12 protein-coding genes are annotated in these 19,683 nt (G+C 47.0%); 6 read left to right on the forward strand and 6 right to left on the reverse strand.

Features of this window, described 5'->3' with window-relative positions:
- Positions 1 to 339: 339 nt before the first annotated feature.
- Together ACXAFQ_RS14775 and ACXAFQ_RS14780 are read left to right on the forward strand one after the other, a co-directional pair.
- On the forward strand, positions 340 to 3,972 hold the full coding sequence (locus tag ACXAFQ_RS14775; protein ID WP_474823941.1) for a family 78 glycoside hydrolase catalytic domain: 3,633 nt from the start codon (positions 340 to 342) through the stop codon (positions 3,970 to 3,972).
- A 23-nt stretch (positions 3,973 to 3,995) separates the two neighbouring features.
- A complete protein-coding gene (locus ACXAFQ_RS14780) occupies positions 3,996 to 6,008 on the forward strand; it encodes a glycoside hydrolase family 3 protein (RefSeq protein WP_474823943.1) in 2,013 nt (670 codons plus the stop codon).
- A gap of 116 nt (positions 6,009 to 6,124) precedes the next feature.
- Here the strand turns inward: ACXAFQ_RS14780 and ACXAFQ_RS14785 are convergent, their stop codons facing one another.
- From ACXAFQ_RS14785 to ACXAFQ_RS14805, 5 genes are all read right to left on the reverse strand, one after another.
- Positions 6,125 to 7,957 carry a glycoside hydrolase family 2 protein gene (locus ACXAFQ_RS14785; RefSeq protein WP_474823945.1) on the reverse strand — a complete coding sequence of 611 codons (1,833 nt, stop codon included), beginning with the start codon at positions 7,955 to 7,957 and terminating at the stop codon, positions 6,125 to 6,127.
- Between the two features lie 29 nt (positions 7,958 to 7,986).
- Positions 7,987 to 10,707 carry a family 78 glycoside hydrolase catalytic domain gene (locus ACXAFQ_RS14790; protein WP_474823948.1) on the reverse strand — a complete coding sequence of 907 codons (2,721 nt, stop codon included), beginning with the start codon at positions 10,705 to 10,707 and terminating at the stop codon, positions 7,987 to 7,989.
- The gene (locus tag ACXAFQ_RS14795) at positions 10,664 to 13,546 is read right to left on the reverse strand and encodes a TonB-dependent receptor (RefSeq protein WP_474823950.1); all 2,883 of its coding nucleotides are present in this window, start codon (positions 13,544 to 13,546) and stop codon (positions 10,664 to 10,666) included. Before ACXAFQ_RS14795 ends, ACXAFQ_RS14790 begins: the two co-directional genes overlap by 44 nt.
- Before the next feature lie 414 nt (positions 13,547 to 13,960).
- Complete coding sequence (gene map / locus ACXAFQ_RS14800; protein WP_474823952.1) at positions 13,961 to 14,731, reverse strand: type I methionyl aminopeptidase; 771 nt, start codon at positions 14,729 to 14,731, stop codon at positions 13,961 to 13,963.
- Entirely contained in the window at positions 14,724 to 14,930 is a 207-nt protein-coding gene (locus ACXAFQ_RS14805; protein ID WP_070125995.1) for a ParD-like family protein, read from the reverse strand. The genes map and ACXAFQ_RS14805 overlap by 8 nt, the downstream gene beginning before the upstream one ends.
- Before the next feature lie 219 nt (positions 14,931 to 15,149).
- Between ACXAFQ_RS14805 and ACXAFQ_RS14810 the strand changes: the two genes are divergently transcribed.
- From ACXAFQ_RS14810 to ACXAFQ_RS14825, 4 genes are all read left to right on the forward strand, one after another.
- Positions 15,150 to 16,247 carry an MBL fold metallo-hydrolase gene (locus ACXAFQ_RS14810; protein WP_474823955.1) on the forward strand — a complete coding sequence of 366 codons (1,098 nt, stop codon included), beginning with the start codon at positions 15,150 to 15,152 and terminating at the stop codon, positions 16,245 to 16,247.
- Positions 16,248 to 16,386: 139 nt separating this feature from the next.
- On the forward strand, positions 16,387 to 17,166 hold the full coding sequence (locus ACXAFQ_RS14815) for a glycosyltransferase family 2 protein (RefSeq protein ID WP_474823957.1): 780 nt from the start codon (positions 16,387 to 16,389) through the stop codon (positions 17,164 to 17,166).
- A gap of 93 nt (positions 17,167 to 17,259) precedes the next feature.
- Positions 17,260 to 17,622: a RidA family protein gene (locus tag ACXAFQ_RS14820; protein WP_474823959.1), complete on the forward strand. Its 363-nt coding sequence runs from the start codon at positions 17,260 to 17,262 to the stop codon at positions 17,620 to 17,622.
- A gap of 171 nt (positions 17,623 to 17,793) precedes the next feature.
- Positions 17,794 to 18,600 (forward strand): sensor histidine kinase, encoded by an 807-nt coding sequence (locus tag ACXAFQ_RS14825; protein WP_474823961.1) that lies wholly within the window; start codon positions 17,794 to 17,796, stop codon positions 18,598 to 18,600.
- Position 18,601: 1 nt separating this feature from the next.
- Here the strand turns inward: ACXAFQ_RS14825 and ACXAFQ_RS14830 are convergent, their stop codons facing one another.
- A complete protein-coding gene (locus tag ACXAFQ_RS14830; protein WP_474823963.1) occupies positions 18,602 to 19,531 on the reverse strand; it encodes an AraC family transcriptional regulator in 930 nt (309 codons plus the stop codon).
- Positions 19,532 to 19,683: the final 152 nt, after the last annotated feature.

Consider the following 19,683-nt stretch of genomic DNA (forward strand, 5'->3'; position numbering starts at 1 on the left):
AATTAATACCTGCTATCCATAAATTTAATGAATAAAAAACACACAACCATGGTTAACCAACAGAAATGAATAGGATTGAATGTAAAGTAGATTAAATAAGCTTTGCAGCGCACTTCGCATGCTTTATGTCATTGCCCGATGCGCTATATTTCACCCGCCGACCAGTATCTCGGCTCAATTATCTTGTACTAGCTTCGTCACTTAGCTGTTAACACATTGACAACATCTATTCAGATAGGGCAACATGCCAATCACTTTCAATCATAACATTTCAGAAAACTCGCGCTACTCGCAGGTTTCACTGAACAGATTGCCACCAGGTACGTACTGGAGATTTGCATGCGCAAACTAATACTCACTCTTGCTGTTGCAGCACCTGTAACAATACTTTCAGCCTGTAGCGGCACAGGCAGTGCCGGCAGTTCATCTGCACCATTTGATTTAGCGGCGCTTAAAACTGAGTACCGCAACCAGCCCATTGGCATTGACGTCACCGCGCCTCGCTTTAGCTGGCAGTTGGCTGCAAAGGGAGAAGAGAAAGGCTTAAGCCAGTCTGCTTATCAAATCCGTGTGACCGACGAAAACGGCGCGCTGGTATGGGATTCCGGCAAGCAAAACTCCGCACAAGCGCTTCACATTACCTATCAAGGCACACCTTTGCGCCCGCGTACCCAATACACTTGGCACCTCACAGTGTGGGACAACGATGGCGATGAAAGTCAGGCCATGTCCACTTTTGAAACCGGCTTACTGGATCCCTCTTTGAACGCCTGGAACGGCGCAACTTGGATAGGCGGCGATGATGATGCCCTTCCCCTTTACGGTGATTATTTGCCACTGTTCCGCATTAGCGCAGACGTAACCATTGAAGAAGGAAGCACGGCTGGCGGTATTGTATTTGCTGCGAATGATCCGCGTATGATGGACAAGTTCAAAAACATCTATCAGGTAGAAAGCGGCGAAGACGAGAGCTATTTTAAAATTGAACTGGATGTAGCGGGTGTTGAAGACGGTAAACCGGCAACGCTGAATTTTTACCGTGCAGGCTATACGCAAAACGACACCCCGGATACGCCGGTTAAATCCTTTGCTATTAAGCCGTCTTTGCTAAACGCTTATAACCGCCACAAGCCTCACAACCTGCTTATCAACAATGAATTCGGCAATGTTACCGTTCAGTTAGATGGTAATTCGGCTTTTTGGGTCGGTGCTGAATCGGAAGAGAAATCTGGTTTTCAGTTAATGTTCCCGCCACTGGTTGAAGGGGCCACGGTTCAGCTCAACCCTCTGGGTCACAACCACGACTACGTCACCTATGGCATGCTCAACGATGTCGGTGTAGCCGCGGATGCGGGTTCAACCGTCACGGTAAGCAACCTGACAGTGAGCAACATGCATACGCCGCACAGTGTGCTGTTTAGTGGCGCTGAGCATGGCGCTGCATTTGCCGAGAAATCCAGCCAGGTAAGCGATACCAAGGCCGGTATTAGATTCACCGGTTCTAAAGACAGTCAGCTCGTGGTTGTTGATACCCAAAGTAACGGTATGCCCCAACTGCGTACAGAATTCGATGTCGCGGACAAAGTGGTTAGCAAAGCGCGCTTGTACGTTACCGCCCGGGGCATTTACGAATACTACGTGAACGGCGAAAAGGTGAGTAACGATTACTACAACCCTGGCTTAACGCAATACAACTTAACCCACTTGTACCAGTCTTACGATGTCACTGATGCCGTTCAGAACGGTGAAAACGCCATGGGCGCCCAACTAGGCGAAGGTTGGTGGAGCGGCATGCTCGGCTTCGGTAACACCTGGAATGGGTTTGGTGATCGCCAGTCGTTGCTCGCGCAGCTAATCATTACTTACGAAGACGGCTCGGAAAGTGTTGTGATCACTGAACCAGGCAACTGGCAGTTCAGCGACACCTCACCAGTGGTGTACGGTAGCTTATCGATGGGCGAAGTGTACGATGCCCGCATTGCTGAAGAACAGGCAGGCTGGGCCAGCACATCGTTCGAGCGCGAATGGGAACCGGCTGCAGAAATTTCACTAGAGGCAACCAAAGCGCAGAATGTACAACCAAACATGATGCGCCCGGCGCAAACGCTGTCTTACGACAACATGAGGCTTGTAGGGCAAATTGGTGAACCCGCCCGCGAATTTACCACTGTTCAGGCAAAAAGTGTGGAAGAGGTACGTCCTGGTGTATTTGTCTACGACCTTGGACAGAACATCGTTGGCGTACCTCGACTACATTTTGCGAATGGTAAAGCCGGTGAAGCCGTTACCGTACGGTTTGCCGAAATGCTCTATCCGGACTTACCAGAATCAGGCCCGAACGTGGGCATGATCATGACCGAAAATTATCGTGCCGCCCTCAGCCAGGATATCTACATCATGACTGACGGCGAGCAAACCTTTGAGCCTCATTTCACCTCGCACGGATTCCAATACATTGAGATAACGGGTGTAGACAAGCCATTACCGTTAGAAGCCGTTAACGGTGTGGTTGTCAGTTCAGTACAGGCGCTTACTGCGCGCTACGAAAGTTCTGATCAGAAGGTAAACCAGCTGTGGTCTAACCTTACCTGGTCGAATGTAGACAACTTCTTATCTGTTCCTACAGATTGCCCGCAGCGTAACGAACGTATGGGCTGGTCTGGCGACATCAACGTATTTGCGCCTACCGCAACCTATGTTAGCGATGCCTCCCAGTTTATGCGCCGGCACTTACAGGCCATGCGCGATACCCAGGCTGAGAGCGGTCGCTATGCTGATGTCGCCCCGGTTGGCGGCGGCTTCGGTGGCGTGCTTTGGGGCGTAGCCGGTATTACCGTACCGTGGGAAACGTACTGGCAATATGGTGATAAAGGCTTGTTGGCAGAACATTATTCGTCAATGAATGAATACATGACATTCCTACATGACTCCATCGACAGCGAAACCGGATTAAGCACAGACTCAGGATTGGGCGACTGGTTAGGGCCGCAGAATAATCAACTGGGCGCAGATTATCTGGCTACGGCTTATCACATTTATGCGCTGGATATTATGAAACAGGTTGCCATTATTCTTGATGATGACGCCATGGCCCGTGAATACCGCGAGCAATATGACGAGCGAAAAGCCTTCTTCAACGATAAGTTTGTGAATGATGAAATGCAAACCGTTGGTCTGGTGGGTGGCCCTAGTATGTTTAATCCGGTGGCTCCACCGGCAGAATGGGCAGTTGCAGACACCCAAACCTCGTTTGCAGTTGGTCTGGCAATGAACGCATTCAACGAAGACAACGCAGCGGCGATGGCAGAGAAGCTTACCCACTCGGTATCGTCACAAAACGTTGACGATGCAGGGAAAACCCGCCCTGCTTACTCCTTGATGACCGGCTTTATCGGCACGGCCTGGATCAGCAAAGCGCTGTCTGAGAATGGCTATACCGATGATGCATACCGCTTATTGCTCAACGACCAGTATCCGTCGTGGTTGTATCCTATCGACCAGGGTGCAACAACAATTTGGGAACGCCTGAACGGTTACACTGTTGAAGACGGATTCGGTGGCAATAACAGCATGAACTCCTTTAACCACTATTCGTTCGGTGCTATTGGTGAGTGGTTAATCAGTCACTCAGGCGGTATTCAACGACTGAGCCCCGGTTTTAAAACCTTTGCGTTGAAGCCAGAGTTTGATCCGCAGAACGAAATTGACTGGGTAAAAGCAGAATATGATTCACCTTACGGAAAAATTTCGAGCCACTGGCAAGTAAAAGATGGTAAGTTTGACTACCGGGTAACCATTCCTGCTAACACTACAGCAACAATTTCGTTACCCGGTGCGCAGCAAGCATTGAAGATTGACGGCGAGAATGTGAATGCCAGTAAGTTCGTAACTAACGTTTCCCGTACCGATGAAATGAACACCTTTTCACTCGGCTCTGGTACTTACCAAATCACAGGCGCCGTTAACGAATAATTATCCGGTCAAGGACACGATTAATGAAAAAGCATACAGCAACATTGGGTAGTGCCTGCCTAATCACTACCGCTATGCTTACTGGTTGTGGCGAGAAACCCTCGCCCGCCCAGGTTGAGCAACCGAAGAAAGATGCCTCCCCTGTAAGCCAGGTGGCGGTTAAAACCACCAGCAAAGCGGTTATCGAACAGGACGGCCAAATGTTCCGAGATTTGAATGCCGATGGCAAACTTACCCCGTATGAAGACTGGCGTTTACCCGTTGAAGAACGTGTGGCCGACTTGGTTGCCCGCATGACGCTGGAAGAAAAAGCTGGTGAAATGGTACATGGCACCTTGCCGGGTAAAAATGGCTTTGCTGGTTTTTCTCAGGACGGCTATGACATCGATGTCGCTACTTCCCTGTTCAAAGACAAACACATCGGCAGTTACATCAGCCGTCTGAATATGTCGCCGGCAGATCTGGCCGTTGAAAACAATAAAGTCCAGGCGCTGGCAGAAACAACCCGACTAGGCATCCCGGCGATCATCAGTACCGATCCGCGCAACCACTTCCAATACGTGTTAGGGGCTGCTGAGTCTACCGATGGTTTCACGCAGTGGCCTGAACCTCTTGGTTTTGGTGCGCTGAACGATCCTGAAGTGACCGAACAGTTTGGTGACATTACCCGTCAGGAATACCGCGCAACCGGTTTTACCATGGCGTTATCACCGCAGGCTGATTTAGCCACCGAGCCTCGCTGGCCTCGTATCATTGCCACCTTTGGTAGCGATGCTGGTGAAGTGAGTCAGCAGGTGGGCGCGTACATTCGTGGTTTCCAAGGCAGTTCTAGTGGCATCACGCCGGAAGGCGTATCAACCGTGACCAAACACTGGGTGGGTTACGGTGCAGCGGTAGAAGGTTTTGATGGCCATAACTACTACGGCCGCAATGCACAACTGGACGATACCAGCTTTGAAGATCATATCCGCGCATTTGACGGTGCATTCGAAGCAAAAACCACCGGCATTATGCCTGCCTATCCTATCTTACACGGCATCACTGTAGACGGTGAACCAGTAGAAGCAGTAAGCCCAGGCTTCAACAAACAAATACTGCAAAACCTGCTGCGCGGCGATGCCGGCTTTAAAGGCGTTGTAGTTTCAGACTGGGCGGTAACCCGGGACTGTAGTGAAGAATGTAAGGCACCAACTAAACCACAGGGCGTGCGGGAAATTGCGACGCCGTGGGGTGTGGAAGACCTGTCTATTCCTGAACGTTTCGTAAAAGGTATTACCGCAGGTATTGACCAGTTCGGTGGTGAAGACCAGCCTGAGATCATCGTTAACGCGGTACATGAAGGCAAACTGACAGAAGCGCGTATCGATGAGTCGGCCACCCGTATTCTTACACTGAAGTTTGAGCTTGGTTTATTCGACAACCCCTACGTGGATGAAGCGACTGCAGCATCGAATGTGGGTAAACCGGAATGGCGGGCACTGGCTCGTGAGGTTCAGGCAAAATCCCAAGTGCTACTGAAAAATGCAGATAAGCTGCTGCCACTGGCAGACTCAATGAAGAAAGTGTTCGTTGATGGCTTAAATGCAGAGGCACTGACCGCTCGTGGTTTTGAAGTTGTGACCGACCCGGCCCAAGCCGACTTTGCGATTTTCCGCTTCTCGACGCCAAGTGAAAAGCTGCATCCGAATCACTTCTTCGGCAGCCGCCAGAATGAAGGCCGCGTGTCATTCCGCGAAGACGATGAGAAATATCAGCAAATGTTGGCCGTTAGCCAGCAAGTGCCAACTATCTTATCCGTCTTCCTGGAACGCCCCATGATCATGGGTGAACTGAACAATACCGCAGGCGCTATTCTGGCTAACTTCGGTAGTGCAGACGATGCCGTGATTGATGTGCTTACTGGCAAGGTATCACCCACCGGCACCCTGCCGCTGGAACTGCCTTCTTCTGATGAAGCCGTAGAAGCACAGAAGCCCGGTTACGCTGACGACAGCAAAAACCCGCTGTATAAGCGCCGTGAAGGACTGACGTTCTAATCCTGATGTTTAAGCGCTAATGAAAAAGGCAGCTTCGGCTGCCTTTGTTATTTTTAGTTTTCGTCATCTCATTGATGCAGTCAGCTCTGATATCATGAAATATTAAAGGAGTCCGCCTACTTCTTCTCGTAGTATCGCTTAAGCACGTCGAAAGCCTGTTTTTTCTCGCCTTTTTCAGACATGAGGCCTTTGCGATTAAAGTCGTTTTGTATTTCGGGAAGCAATCGACGAGGAGAGCGAAAATCGGTCAAAATCCAAGGGGACATACCACTTAACCCATCAATTTTATCCAACATGGTGACAGTTTTATCGTAAAGATCTGCTTGATATTCTTCTGTCCATCGCTCGTCTTTCTCTCCATGTAGACCATATTTCGCGCCAGCACCAAATTCGCTTACAAACACGGGTTTGTCATAAGGAATACGCCACGACACTTTCGTAAGTAATTCAGGTGTACCACCATACCAACCAATATATTGATTGAAACTAACAATATCGACTGCTTCCGCCAGCGGATCTTCAACCACTGTCAGGTTTTCAACTTTACTGTCCCAATGGTTCTCCATAGCTGCAGAAATCAGGCGAGTACCATCGAGTTCACGAGCGGTATCAATCAAATCGGTAAGGAATTTAGTCCGTTCAGCTTTAACCGGCGTCTCGTTAGCAATAGACCAGATGATAACATTGGCGCGATTGCGGTCGCGAATAATCATGTCAGACAGTTGAGTCTCCGCATTTTCATACGTCTCTTTGTTAGTCCACGCTATTGTCCAGTAAACCGGAATTTCAGACCACACCATGATGCCGCGCTCTTCAGCCAAACGCACCATATCTTCGCTATGAGGATAGTGAGCTAACCGAATGAAGTTCACTCCCAAAGATTTTGCCCAATCTAGCTGCGTTTTTCTGTCCTCGTGAGAGCTTACTCGTCCCCCGCCATTCTTAGCGAACTCCTCGTGCAGGCTTATTCCTTTTAGAAACACCGGCTCACCATTAAGTAAAATCTGCTTACCTTTTGTCTCAATGGATCTAAAACCCATTTTGTCGGTGATACTGTCGGTTTCACTCATTATTTCAACTTCATAAATCTTAGGTGATTCAGGAGACCACAGTGAAAGCTGTGGTGCCGAAATACTAAACGAAGCTAAACCCTGCTTGTTAGTTTTCACTTGAACCGACTTGTTCAACTCAGGAATAGAGACCGTAATAGCCTGCTTTAATTTCTTACCTGACAGCTGGACCTCACCCTTTATGCTGCCTGATTTATGATCTGTTAGCTTTATCTGATGGCCTGAAATAAAAGTATCAGGCACAGAAACGAGATCGACATCACGAGTCAAACCACCGTAATTCCACCAATCTGTGTTCAGGGTAGGAATTGCTTCTTTGTAGCGTTTATTATCAACCCTCACAATGAGGGAGTTCTCGCCGTTTCGAAGATGCTCTGTAGCTTCAAAAGCAAAAGGTGTAAAGCCACCTTCATGCATGCCTAGTTTTTTCCCGTTCAGATAAACATCAGCACGATAATTGGCCGCTCCAAAGCGGAGGAAAGTGCGGTCACTATTCGTTTCTGCGGTGAAAATTTTGCGATACCACAGCGTACCTTCATAGTAATAGAGTTTCTCACTTTGCGTGTTCCAGTCACTGGGAACGGTAATTTCTTCTGCTTTGTCGAAACTATACTCTATAAGGTCAGATTTATTTTGCGGCTTTGAATCCAGGAAGAATGCATCTCGAGTAGGGTTCTCTTTTTGATCTCGCTGCTGCCAGCGATAGTCATAAAACCCCAGTTCGTAAGGATCGACATGATATTTCCATTTCCCGTTCAGACTTTGTTTGTCATGCAGGTAAAGATCAGGAATTACATCTGCCAGTATTTTTGTGCTGCTGAAAACAGCTATTCCCATAACAATCCAGCGCATCATAATTTTATATTGCCTTTTTTCCATGATTACATCCTTTAATAAGCATTGTGTTGCTAGCGAGGCGAAACTACGTACTTACCACCGCTAAGCACAAAAATTTCAGAAGCCTTCTGATTCGGTAAAATAGTCCCCTTGCTCGATTCGGCTATAGATATCGTCGCTGTGCTAGCCCAGCCCAACTTACTCAAATCAACTTCTGCCACGACATTGGGTGGAACTGAAAACATAAGTGGCGAGGCAACACGGGCGGAGTTGTAACTCATTTCGACGACCCCTCTAATCGTCGGCACTGTTATGTCAAACGAGGAAACAGAAGCTGGTGCCGGAGATACAGATATCCTGGCAGCTCCCGCGGACAACACTCGAATACCAGCAAGGAATCTGGGTATGATATTGGCCGGTGCCGAGCCCCACGCATGTGAGAAGGTCGTGTTCGGTTTAATGTCCGGGTCCCAGGCCTCCATGACAATAGTCGCATCGTGTTTATTGATCATATTTAGCCAACTGAATGTGGCATCGCTGGTCATTACGCTAAGAGCCGTTTCATATTGCCCCGTCAGATACAGCCCCTCCAGAAGAAACTGCGCTGCATAGGCACTCACTTGAACGCCGCGCTTTTTAATATCTCTAGTTAGCGCTTCGCCAATGGCAGGTAGTTTTGATTTTTCAGCGATACCTAACGCGAGCGCAAAGATAGTGGCATGCTGTGAAGCGTGTGTAGATAAGTGCCCGTCAAGATATCGGCTGGCAGCGTTATCGAATAGATATTGATTAATTGCCTGTCGCATTCTCTCTGCAATCTGATTAAACCGACGTTGATCTTCTGTCTTACCGAGCACGCCAGCAATGTTCGCAATTGCGATAAGAGACGCATACTGCCAACAATTAACAACAGTGTTCACTTCTTTAAAATCAAAGTTGTCACGATTCGACACTGGCCAATCCACCAGGTCGCCATTAACCTTGCTGGATTCCCCAGGCGGCTTTTGCACGAGTCCAACTGGATTGATGTTCTCTAATAACTGATTCTCTAACATCAACGGATAATCTTCGGCGAGTTGATGCCCATCACCAGAATGAAGATAGTCTTGCCACGCTAGCGTTGATGTCAATAAACGGTATTCCGTTGGCCAGGTAGGATTACGAATCAGATAAGAGACGGAGTATTTAGCCAACCCAAATGAACGCTGAGTATAGTATTCGGATAGCTGGTTAATAATTGCATCACCCTCATAAGGGCCGCGTTCTCGGGTTGGTGTATCCTGATATAAATCTTGTCGAGTGGCTTTTATTGAGTAGTGACAGAGATCCCAGACTTTATTCAGCGATGCCAGGTTGCTAATGAACGACGACTGCGTTTCGTCCCAAGGCATCTCTAGAACTTCAGCGGTGATTGATGATGAAATATCTAATGGTGCGTTTGTGATAACTTCTACCCAACGAAAGGCCCGGTATCCCCAATGAGAGAGTGACTGTTGTCCATCTCGAAGAGTCCACACATCTCGATAAATCGGGAAAGCCCGCAACTTATAGCGGACAGTACCGTCAGGGTTTAGCTCTTCACCTAAACGAATTTCAACATGTTGTCCTGCTATTCCATGCCCTGAGAATGCTATTCCACCAACAACCTCCTTACCAAAATCAAGGATCCAGTGGTGTTTTCCCACCTTCTCGATAGAAGCTGGTAGCCGCTTTGTAAGCTGAGCAGAATCTACCTTGGCCGGACGCATATCTGACAATGCAACGTCAGTAATAGCCGCTGAATCCCACTCTCCACTTTGCTTGCCCGCACTTTTCCAATTCTTTGGTTCGTATCGTGCGTCGATAAATTCATTAGGGCCGTGGTAATACATATCTGTAAAGGTGCCAGCATCCGGCATCCATCTTTCAGCCCCCATCACCATCCAGCTTTCATCAGATAAGACTTGCAGGCGAAAACCATTTTTGAACTGAACAATGAGCTCTGCAGTGAAAAATTGCTCATCAATACTGAAACACTGCGCAGCGAGCGTATTGTCGCCTTCTGCAATTAAACCCGTGACATCATAGGTATGGAATCGATGTTCCGATGACATTGGTCGGACAGGTCCAACCCCGACAATTTCGCCATTGAGCCAGCATTTGTAAACGTATTGCCTGGAGGGCTTAGTACTGCCTCCTGACAACTTTAGCCAGGCATGCGCTATGCCGCTATCGGAGATAGCGAACGTTTTACGAAAGAATGCCCAGTCATTTTGCTTATGTGTCGCTGGCAGCCAAATTGGTTTTGCTGGCCACTGTCCAGTTTGGGGGGCAGTAATAATTTTATGTGGTGCCGACCACTGAGATACATTTCCCTCATCCCATGTACGTACACGCCAAAAATAGACAGCATCAGGCTGCAACAGGATATCTTGGCTAAACTCGACTGAGGATGATTGCGCCGAGATACTTTTACCGCTATCCCATAACGTGTTACCAAGCTCTAGCGCTTCTTCTGATGAAGCTATCTGCACCTGGCTAGCTATCTGGATAGCTTGTGATTCTGGTAAAAGCCAACTAAAGCGCAAAGTCTCAGAGTCGACACCGAGAGCTTCATCTCTTAGTGCCAACATCAGCTTGCCAGGACGCTCAGCGATAGAACTAGCAGTAGAATTAGACGCACAGCCGACTTGATGTAACACCAGCGCACCGCCACCGATAGCTAATCCAGCTTTAATTACGTGGCGTCGCCCATTATCAATTTGCTGTTTAGAACGCATATCGAGCCCCGACGATAAATGTTCTGCCGTCAAAATCAGTTCTTCTGGGGCGATTCATATTTCCCTCGAATTCTACCAGCGGCTCTTCAGTTAAATTAAATGCTTCAAAAGTAAGCACTGCATTTTCTGTAAGGTTATAGGATGCTGAGGCGTCTAGCTGTCCTCTGGCATCAACAGAACGTGCAGCTCCCGAGAATGTGCCGCCAGCAGCCATCTGGTACTCATCTCGCCAATTGTAAGCAAAACGAATGGCGTAACTATCAGCCTCGTAAAACACAACAGCGTTGTAGTTTCTTTCAGATACGCCTGCTAATACGGCATCCGTTCCGTTGATTTGCCCATTAACATCAATGAAAGTAAAGTTGAATAGACCTCCGAAACCACTCCAAAATCCGTCCAGGAAATCTAAATTCTGCTGTATTGATAGCTCGGCACCAGTGACATCAATAGTGTCAGCCGTATTTTGCTGTTGTGAAACAATAATGCCTGTGCCATCTGGCGTGTAACAGTCGAATACACCCTCACTATCTAATACGCCTGTGCCCGTAAGAGAACTGAACGGAAGGCCACCACCATCTGTTGGACATAAATTCACCGATGTAATAAAGCCGTCAATTTCTTTTTTGAACAGCGCCACGGTAATCGCGCCGCCAGGTCGGTTGTACCATTCCAATGACATGTCGTAGGAGTTTGCGCTATAGGGTTCAAGGTTTGAGTTACCCAGAGTAGCACTAATTGGATTTGGATTTGTCGTGTCTGTTGATACCGAAACAGTCTGAGCTGGCGAGTTATCGCGGTTCAGCGGTCTCACAATAGTGTTGCTATAGGCAAGACGAAGAATAAGGTCTTCATTTAGGTTTATTGCAACATTAGCCGAGGGCAGAAGGTCATCGTAATCATTGGTAGTCGAAATTTGCTCAATGACACCATTGTTATTCCGCAAGGACTGTAGATCAGTGGTGTAATCAACATAACGAGCGCCGATATTGCCTCGGTATTCAAAGCCAGAAAATACACCATCGAATAATAACTTAGCGTAAACATCTGTGGATTTTGTTTTCGCTTCATAGTTGCCATTGAGTACAGCCCCATCGAACGGATTTATAACCCAGCCAGCGGTGCCTAACGCATACCCTTCTGGCACAGTCACCGGTTGCAAGCGGCTTTCTAAGACAGACGGATCAATTGATGTCCAGTTATTCAGAGTAGAGAGTTCTCCTCCCATGAAAGAAGCGCCACCAAGATAATGAACATCATTGACGAAATCGTTATTGATAAAGTCTGACGACAGGTTATCTATGCCCAGAACAGTATGTCGCTGACGCATACTTTCTTCTGTTCCATCGGTGTATAAAGCGCCAATCTCCAGTCCATTCACCGCACCGAAATCCAAGTAACGTTTGGCATTCACGCTAAGTACATTCATGTCTGTTTCTATATCACTGTCGGTGTCGGCAATGATAATTCGATTGTATCCGCCAATAGCTGCAGGTGCTTCCAGTACATGCGGAGGTGAAGCAACGTAATCCCCTAGAACATTACCGAGATCCCCTACATCTGCGAAGCCAACTCCCGCTTCATCTGTAACATCCATGGAAAACCCTTTCCAGTCGGCGCCGCCTGTAAAGAGATCTGCAACAAGTCCATTTTCGCCGCCATAACGGTAATCATATTGAATAGTCCGGGTTTCATTTTTCCCCCTGGAGTGCGCAATGGCTGCATCAATATTCCAATTGTCCAGCATCCAGTTCCAAGCCCAGTTGATGTTCAAAACTTCGTCTTTCATCGAACCAGGGCGTGGGCCCTGCGTTGTATCAACATTTGTCAGGCGGACATCAGTTACCACATACTCGGGATCTCCGCTTGCGTTATTTCCAGCGAAAACAGGATCGCTTAGCGCTTCTACGTTTGTCGTGCTTCCCTGATCTGATACAACCCATATGTCAAAAGGACGATCCATATCTCTGCTCGAATACAAAATTGAAAGCTGAGTTTCTACTTTATCGGACAATTTATATTGAAGGGCCGTTGAAACTCCAAGATTGTTACCGTCATAACTAGATACGATTTGACGAGCTTGACCTGGATAATAAACGTTTCCGCCGTCAGCCATTGTAACCGGATTGCCACTCTCATCATTGAGCTGGGAATATCGAGTTACCAATGTGGTATCGCGACGGTAGTTGTCCTGTGATGCTACAACGGCAAAAGTAACACCGAGATCATCATTAATATGCTGGGTAGTAGAAAGGAAACCTGACGGATTAGTCGATTCCGTCAGTGATTCATATGCCCCTTTCACTCCTATAGTTGTCGCACCATCTTTCAAGTCCAATGGCTTAGAAGTCTTCAAATTAATGACACCGCTTAATCCACCTGCTGGTGTGCTAGCGGTGGGTGACTTCATCACTTCCAGACCAGAAAACAAGTCAGACTGAAATACCCCAAATGATGTACCACCTTCATCAACGGGATCAGCAAACGGAAGCCCATTTATTAAAGTTCTGGAAAAGTCATCGGGTAACCCCCGGAGATTAATACTTGCATCCCTTGGACTGTTATTGGGGTTCGAATTACTGCGATTAATCTGCACGCCTGTAATTCGCTGTAGTGATTCCCCTAAATTTAAGTCGGGAAATGTCCCCATTGAATTGGCAGAAATTCCATCAACAATAGAGTCGGAATTGCGTTTGTTTTGAAGTGCATCCTGCAGGTTTCGGCTATACGCACCTCGTACCTCAATAGTTTCGATGTCCTCGTCTGTGACTTCTGCTTCCTGAGCGTTAACGCTCATCACAGATATACTGAGAACTAAGCTAACTGAAGCCGCCAAACTACTAATTTTAAATCCATTTTCTTTCGAATTAATCATGCCAAATCCCTCGAATTAAAGGAGTATTGCAGCAAAATCAACTCATCAAATTGCTACAATTGTTAATTAAAATCACGCACAAGCAATCACTTTCCATCAAAGTTAACTTTTAGTTAACAACAAATCAAGTGGCTTGACCAATTTTATTTAATTTTTTTCAAATTTGGCTGAAAATAGGTGTTAAGTCGACATTTGGGGCAGTTTATTTGCAAATATAAGGCGAGATAGGAAAATAGGCCTTACCAAAATCGCAATATGAAGGAAGTATGATAGGAAATGTTGTGGTCCTGATAATGTTTTCAGATACGCACAAAGACGACAGCAAAAACCCGCTGTATAAGCGCCGTGAAGGCTTGACGTTCTGATTTTTGGTGTGTAGATATTGAAAAGGCAGCGAACGCTGCCTTTTTTGTTTTAGTGCTCTTCATCCCGCAACGTAAGCACTTCAAATCCGGTTTCAGTCACCAGAATGGTGTGCTCCCATTGTGCTGAGAGTTTTTTGTCGCGAGTCACCACTGTCCAACCATCTTTCTTCTGCTTGGTTTTATAGCTGCCCTGGTTAATCATCGGCTCTATGGTAAATGTCATGCCTGGCACTAAATGCATGCCAGTGCCCTTGCGGCCATAATGCACAACTTGCGGTTCTTCATGCATTTCGCGGCCAATACCGTGCCCGCAGTAATCCCGCACAACACTGAAGCCAGCTTTTTCCACATGCGACTGAATGGCATGACCAATATCACCCAGTGTCGCGCCTGGCTTTACGGTTTCGATGCCTTTCCACATGGCTTCGTAAGTCGTATCTACCAGCTTTTTCGCAATGGGTGTTACTTTGCCGATGCAATACATTTTGCTGCTGTCGGCAATAAAGCCATTTTTCTCAAGCGTGATATCCACATTCACGATATCCCCTTCCCGCAACTTCTTCGCAACTGACGGCACGCCGTGACATACCACTTCGTTTACCGATGAATTAAGCACATATTCATAGCCGTACTGCCCTTTGCTGGCCGGTCTTGCCTGCAAGGTATCAGTGATGAATGCATCGACGAAATCATTCACTTCCATGGTGGTCATGCCGGCCTGAATTTCTTTGTCCAGCGCATGAAATACACTGGCCAGTAACCGACCAGATTCGCGCATCAGTTCGATTTCCTGAGCATTTTTTATCGATACATTACTCATGAACCAGTCTCACTGTTGATACGTTTTGCTGACGCTTTTCCTGTTCCAGAATTTGCTCATAGGTGAGCGTGGGGTTTTGCTCTGCAAGTCTCCCGATTTTCATCCAGAACTCAGCCTGTGAATTGATAGAACGCTCCATCACCACACTATTCTTACGCACTTCTTCGTGCAATTGTTCGGAGATTTTAACAATGCCCATGAATACACCAATAGAATATGATTTGCTACATATTGCTACACACTATTGAAAGAGTCAAAAAAGTCCTGAATGCTATTCGCAAAAAGAAGCTATTGCTTTGAGGGCTGTCAGAGCGGCATAGTTGCAGCTCGAATGCATAAAGGGCCATATTTGCCGCAGATTCCTGCTTACGCTTTTCCTATAATGCGCAGTGAATAATTGAGATGTTGGAGTATTGAATTGGGCGTATTCAAAAAGTTTCTGTTCTGGTCGTTGACCATAATCATTCTGCTCGTAATCAGCGGCTTCGTATTTGTTAAGTTTTCACCTGTGTTTGGCGGTGCGCCAGACGAACAAACGAAATCGCGGATGCTGGCCTCTGACAACTTCAAGAACGACAGTTTCGTTAATCGTCATCCTGTTTCCGATGATCCTGACAGTCCGAAGCCGCCAATGATCGACTGGTTGAAATCGGTACTTTTTCCGCCTCAGGGCAAGCATCCTGACAGCCCACTGCCAACTAAAACGCCGAACTACGTTCATCAAAGTGAGCCCACTTTTACCTGGTATGGCCATTCCACTGTTTTAATTGATACTGGCAAACTGCGACTTCTCACTGACCCCGTTTTCTATCGTGCATCTCCCGTATGGCCGGTGGGCAGCCCTTATGCCTTTGATCACTCTTTTACCATTGAATCGATGCCAAATATCGACGCAGTGTTAATCTCCCACGACCATTACGACCATCTCGATGCGAAAGCCATCGCTGAATTAGATGAAAAAGTGGGTCATTTCTATGTGTCACTTGGCGTTCGCGCTCACCTTTTGCGTTGGGGCATTTCTGACGAGAAAATCACTGAGCTGGACTGGTTTGAAGAAGCTGACTTTGGCGGTAACACGCTCGTATTTACGCCGTCGAAGCATTTTAGTGGCCGTAAACCGGGTGTGCGCAATGATACCTTATGGGGCTCGTGGGTAATTAACACGCCAGAACTAAAGGCGTTTTTTAGCGGTGATGGCGGTTACAACCCTGACTTTAAAATGATTGGTGAGGAATACGGGCCTTTCGATATCGCCTTCATGGAAGATGGCGCTTACAGCCCATACTGGCCTGAAATCCATATGTTGCCAGAAGAATCTGTACAGGCTGCACTCGACGTAAAAGCAAGAAATGTCATGCCGATTCACTGGGGAAAATTCGACTTGGCCTTCCACAATTGGAACGAACCTGTGATTCGTTTCAGACAAGCAGCATCGAGTACCGATCTTAACGTCGCTACGCCCTACATTGGGCAAACCTTTAAATTGGATTACCCAATAGGCGAGACGTGGTGGTAGTGTTCAGGCTCCTGTTTTCGATAATATATTGCGATAAACTGCAGTAATATTCAGGTAATATGCAACGTGATTGACCGTTGTGGTCGACCATGAATATGTCATGTTCTATCTGACCTGATCGAAAAGGAAAAGCCAAAGAATGCGCACTCGTAAAATTTCGTGTTTTGTAATTTGCTGTAATGAAGAAGACAGAATTGGTGCGTGTTTAGAGTCTTTGGCCGGCTGGGCCGATCAACTCATTGTGGTTGACTCTGGTAGTAAGGATAAAACGGTAGAAATAGCCCGACAATACACAGATGAAGTGCATCAGACTGACTGGCCCGGGTTTGGCCCGCAACGCAATCGCGCGCTAGCTTGGTGTAAATACGATTGGGTAATGACGGTAGATGCAGATGAAGTACTCACCCCAGAGCTAAAAGACGAAATAAATAAGGTGCTTTCAGAACCAGATTTAGATGCAAACTTCATCAAAATGCCCTGGCACACCTACTTTTTCGGGCGCTTATTGAAACACGGCCGCTACTCAGCCCCTCAAGGCAAACTCTTTCATAAAGAAGGAGCTCATTTTAAACATCGTCAAGTTCACGAAACCATCGTGCTTCCTTATGTTAAAACTCGCAACCTGAAGTCCCCCATACTTCACTACAGCTGGCGTAGCTTTCGTCATTGTCAGGAAAAGCATGTTCAATATGCGAGTTTAGGTGCGGAGGACAAATTTCAGCGCGGAAAAAAGTCGGGGCTCGCTTACGCTGTCCTGAGGTTTTTTACAGATTTCATTCAACAATTTTTCCTACGTGGTGGATTTCTTGATGGCTGGCGCGGATTTCTTATGGCGATAGTTCTCGGGCAATATGCATTTAATAAATATGCGACATTGGCGACACTGGTTGCTGAGAAAAAGGCCGCGAATAACAAATAATACGGCTTAAGTGCGTAATGTTAGGTCTGGTCTTGAATAGAATGAGCGAACTATTCATGGCAGAATGGGCTTTTTATGAAACAGAAAAAAGCTATGAAAATCCACAGAATTAATCCCACCCGTCGCTGGTCTGAAGTAACAGTATTCAACGGCATTGCGAACTTTGTTGAGGTACCGGAAGACGAAAAAGCAGAAACCATAGAAGACCAGGTAAAGGCTGTATTTGAACAAGCCGAAGCCATGCTGGCGATGGTAGGTAGCGATAAGTCACGCATTCTCACCGTTACAATTTACATTACTGATTTTGCCAATGTAGACCGACTTAACGCAGTGTGGGATGCCTGGTTTGACGAGGGTACAGCACCGAGCCGAGCTTGCGTAAAAGTAGAGCTAGCCGACCCAACATGGCTCGTGGAAATGGCATTTACTGCTGCGGCTGGCGAAGACTACCTTTAAGTTATTTGCACACTAAATTTGGCGAAGGATAACCGCTTTATGCTTCGCCAAAAGTCTATCATCAATATTTTGCCAAAGTTGTTACTTACCGCTACGCTGTTATCTGAATAGTAATACAGTCCCGATAGCCTGTTTGCTGCTGCTCGGGGTTGTTTAAAGAGCAGACGTTGCATGAAAAAACAAATCCCAACCACGCCTGAGATTTCCGATCAGGAAAAGCAATTTGAAGCAGAAAAAATGGATGCTGTGGGCGGCCTGGTGGCCGGTGTTTCCCACGAAATCAATACGCCATTGGGTGTTAACATTGCCAACTGTACGTTGTTGATGGAGTTGCTTGCAGAATTGAAAGAGGATTTCGATGGCGGCGAACTCGACGCCGAGAAGTTTGCAGACTTTCTGACGACCTCTCAGGACATCACCAGCAGTATGCTAAAAAACATGCAGCGCGCCTCTAAGCTCCTCACAAGCTTCAAGAAAGTTGCTGTTAAAAAGTCTGAAGAAGCCAGTCTGCTTGAAAAAACCAATGTTTCAGAACTGGTTACGGAATTCATTGCGTCTTACGAGCACCATTCTCAAGACAAGTCACTGACCTTTATTCCCAGATTTCCGCCAAACATTATTGTTTCGACTTACCCAGCGGTAATTACTCAAATCCTTACGGCATTAACGTCCAACGTAATGATCCATGCCGCTGGCCCTAATCACGAGCATTGCACAATCACCATCACTATTGCCCCTGCGGGTGACGGTTACCAATTTACGTTTTCAGATGACGGAGTCGGTATTTCCGAGGAAGAACTGAAAAAGGTATTCGAGCCTTTCTATACCACGAAGCGAGGCAGTGGCAATGCGGGCTTGGGATTAAGTGTGGTGTTCAACCTGATCAAGGTAACACTGGCCAGTAACGTTTATAACGAGAGCAAGCCCGAAGAAGGTTTTACCATTTCCTTCAAACTGCATAATCTTATGGAAGAATAAATTAACTGGCCTGTACCTGGCCCTCAATGAGTCGCCATTGTTTCTCAACGTCTCGTTTTGGTGAATTCCCAAAGAAGCGTGAATACTCTCTAGAGAATTGCGACGGACTTTCGTATCCCACCCGATAAGCCGCATTTGATGCGTCGATTTGCTCACCGACCATCAAACGCCGCGCCTCCATTAACTTCAGACTTTTCTGGTATTGCAACGGGCTCATTGATGTCATTTCACGAAAATGATGATGGAAAGTCGATTTGCTCATTTGTGCCCGTTCAGCCAACTCCTCAACAGCGTAAGACTCGCTGAAGTTCGCCTTCAACCACTCAATCACTTTTGCGATGCGCAATCCGTGACTGCCAGCAGATACAATGTTTTTTAACCTAACACCCTGATCGCTGTTCAGTACGCGCCAGAAGATTTCCTTTTTAATGAGCGGCGTCAGTATGGGCGCAGATGCTTCGTCATCGAGCAGTTTAATGAGCCTAAAACAGGCATCCAAAAGGTCTGGCGTAGTAGCGCCCATTCCCATACCGCTTGAAGGGGCTTTCGGCTTCTTAATATCGATGGGCATTTGCATAAGTAATTCGCTGAGTACGGCAAAATCTAATTTAAGAACGAAGCCAAGATAAGGCACGGCATTTTCTGCCTGCTTAATCTGCACTCTTGCAGGTAAATCCAGGGAGGTAACCAGAAAGTTATAGCGGTCGAAATGAAAAGATTTGTCTGACAGTGCCATCATTTTCTGGCCCTGCACCACCACAGCGATGCTTGGTTCAGCAACACAAGTGGTGCATTGTGTTGGAGAATTTTGGCGATAAAACATCAGTCCGGGAATGGAGGTCTCCAGATTAAAAGTACTGCCAACGTGGTGCTTTATTCGCTCGGCAATATTTTCTGAAACTACGTCAATCGCATCTTTATGGTTTGTCATTGGCGTCATTCTCCACTCGCTGCCCTGTTTTATAGTACCGCTAAACACGAGCTAATGGTTACATACATACTCTGGAAAACTTGCCTAATAGTCTGAGAAAATCGACTTTTCGCAGCTCTATCTAATCGTATGCCCCCGCTATAGTGCTTCAC

The sequence above is a fragment of the Alteromonas sp. ABH2_165 genome (genome assembly GCF_056159945.1).

Excerpts from the sequence above, each read along its gene's own strand:
- ACXAFQ_RS14775 (WP_474823941.1), top strand. The coding sequence starts at position 340 with ATGCGCAAACTAATACTCACTCTTGCTGTTGCAGCACCTGTAACAATA.
- ACXAFQ_RS14780 (WP_474823943.1), top strand. The coding sequence starts at position 3,996 with ATGAAAAAGCATACAGCAACATTGGGTAGTGCCTGCCTAATCACTACC.
- ACXAFQ_RS14785 (WP_474823945.1), bottom strand. The coding sequence starts at position 7,957 with ATGGAAAAAAGGCAATATAAAATTATGATGCGCTGGATTGTTATGGGA.
- ACXAFQ_RS14795 (WP_474823950.1), bottom strand. The coding sequence starts at position 13,546 with ATGATTAATTCGAAAGAAAATGGATTTAAAATTAGTAGTTTGGCGGCT.
- map (WP_474823952.1), bottom strand. The coding sequence starts at position 14,731 with ATGAGTAATGTATCGATAAAAAATGCTCAGGAAATCGAACTGATGCGC.
- ACXAFQ_RS14805 (WP_070125995.1), bottom strand. The coding sequence starts at position 14,930 with ATGGGCATTGTTAAAATCTCCGAACAATTGCACGAAGAAGTGCGTAAG.
- ACXAFQ_RS14815 (WP_474823957.1), top strand. The coding sequence starts at position 16,387 with ATGCGCACTCGTAAAATTTCGTGTTTTGTAATTTGCTGTAATGAAGAA.
- ACXAFQ_RS14820 (WP_474823959.1), top strand. The coding sequence starts at position 17,260 with ATGAAAATCCACAGAATTAATCCCACCCGTCGCTGGTCTGAAGTAACA.
- ACXAFQ_RS14825 (WP_474823961.1), top strand. The coding sequence starts at position 17,794 with ATGAAAAAACAAATCCCAACCACGCCTGAGATTTCCGATCAGGAAAAG.
- ACXAFQ_RS14830 (WP_474823963.1), bottom strand. The coding sequence starts at position 19,531 with ATGACAAACCATAAAGATGCGATTGACGTAGTTTCAGAAAATATTGCC.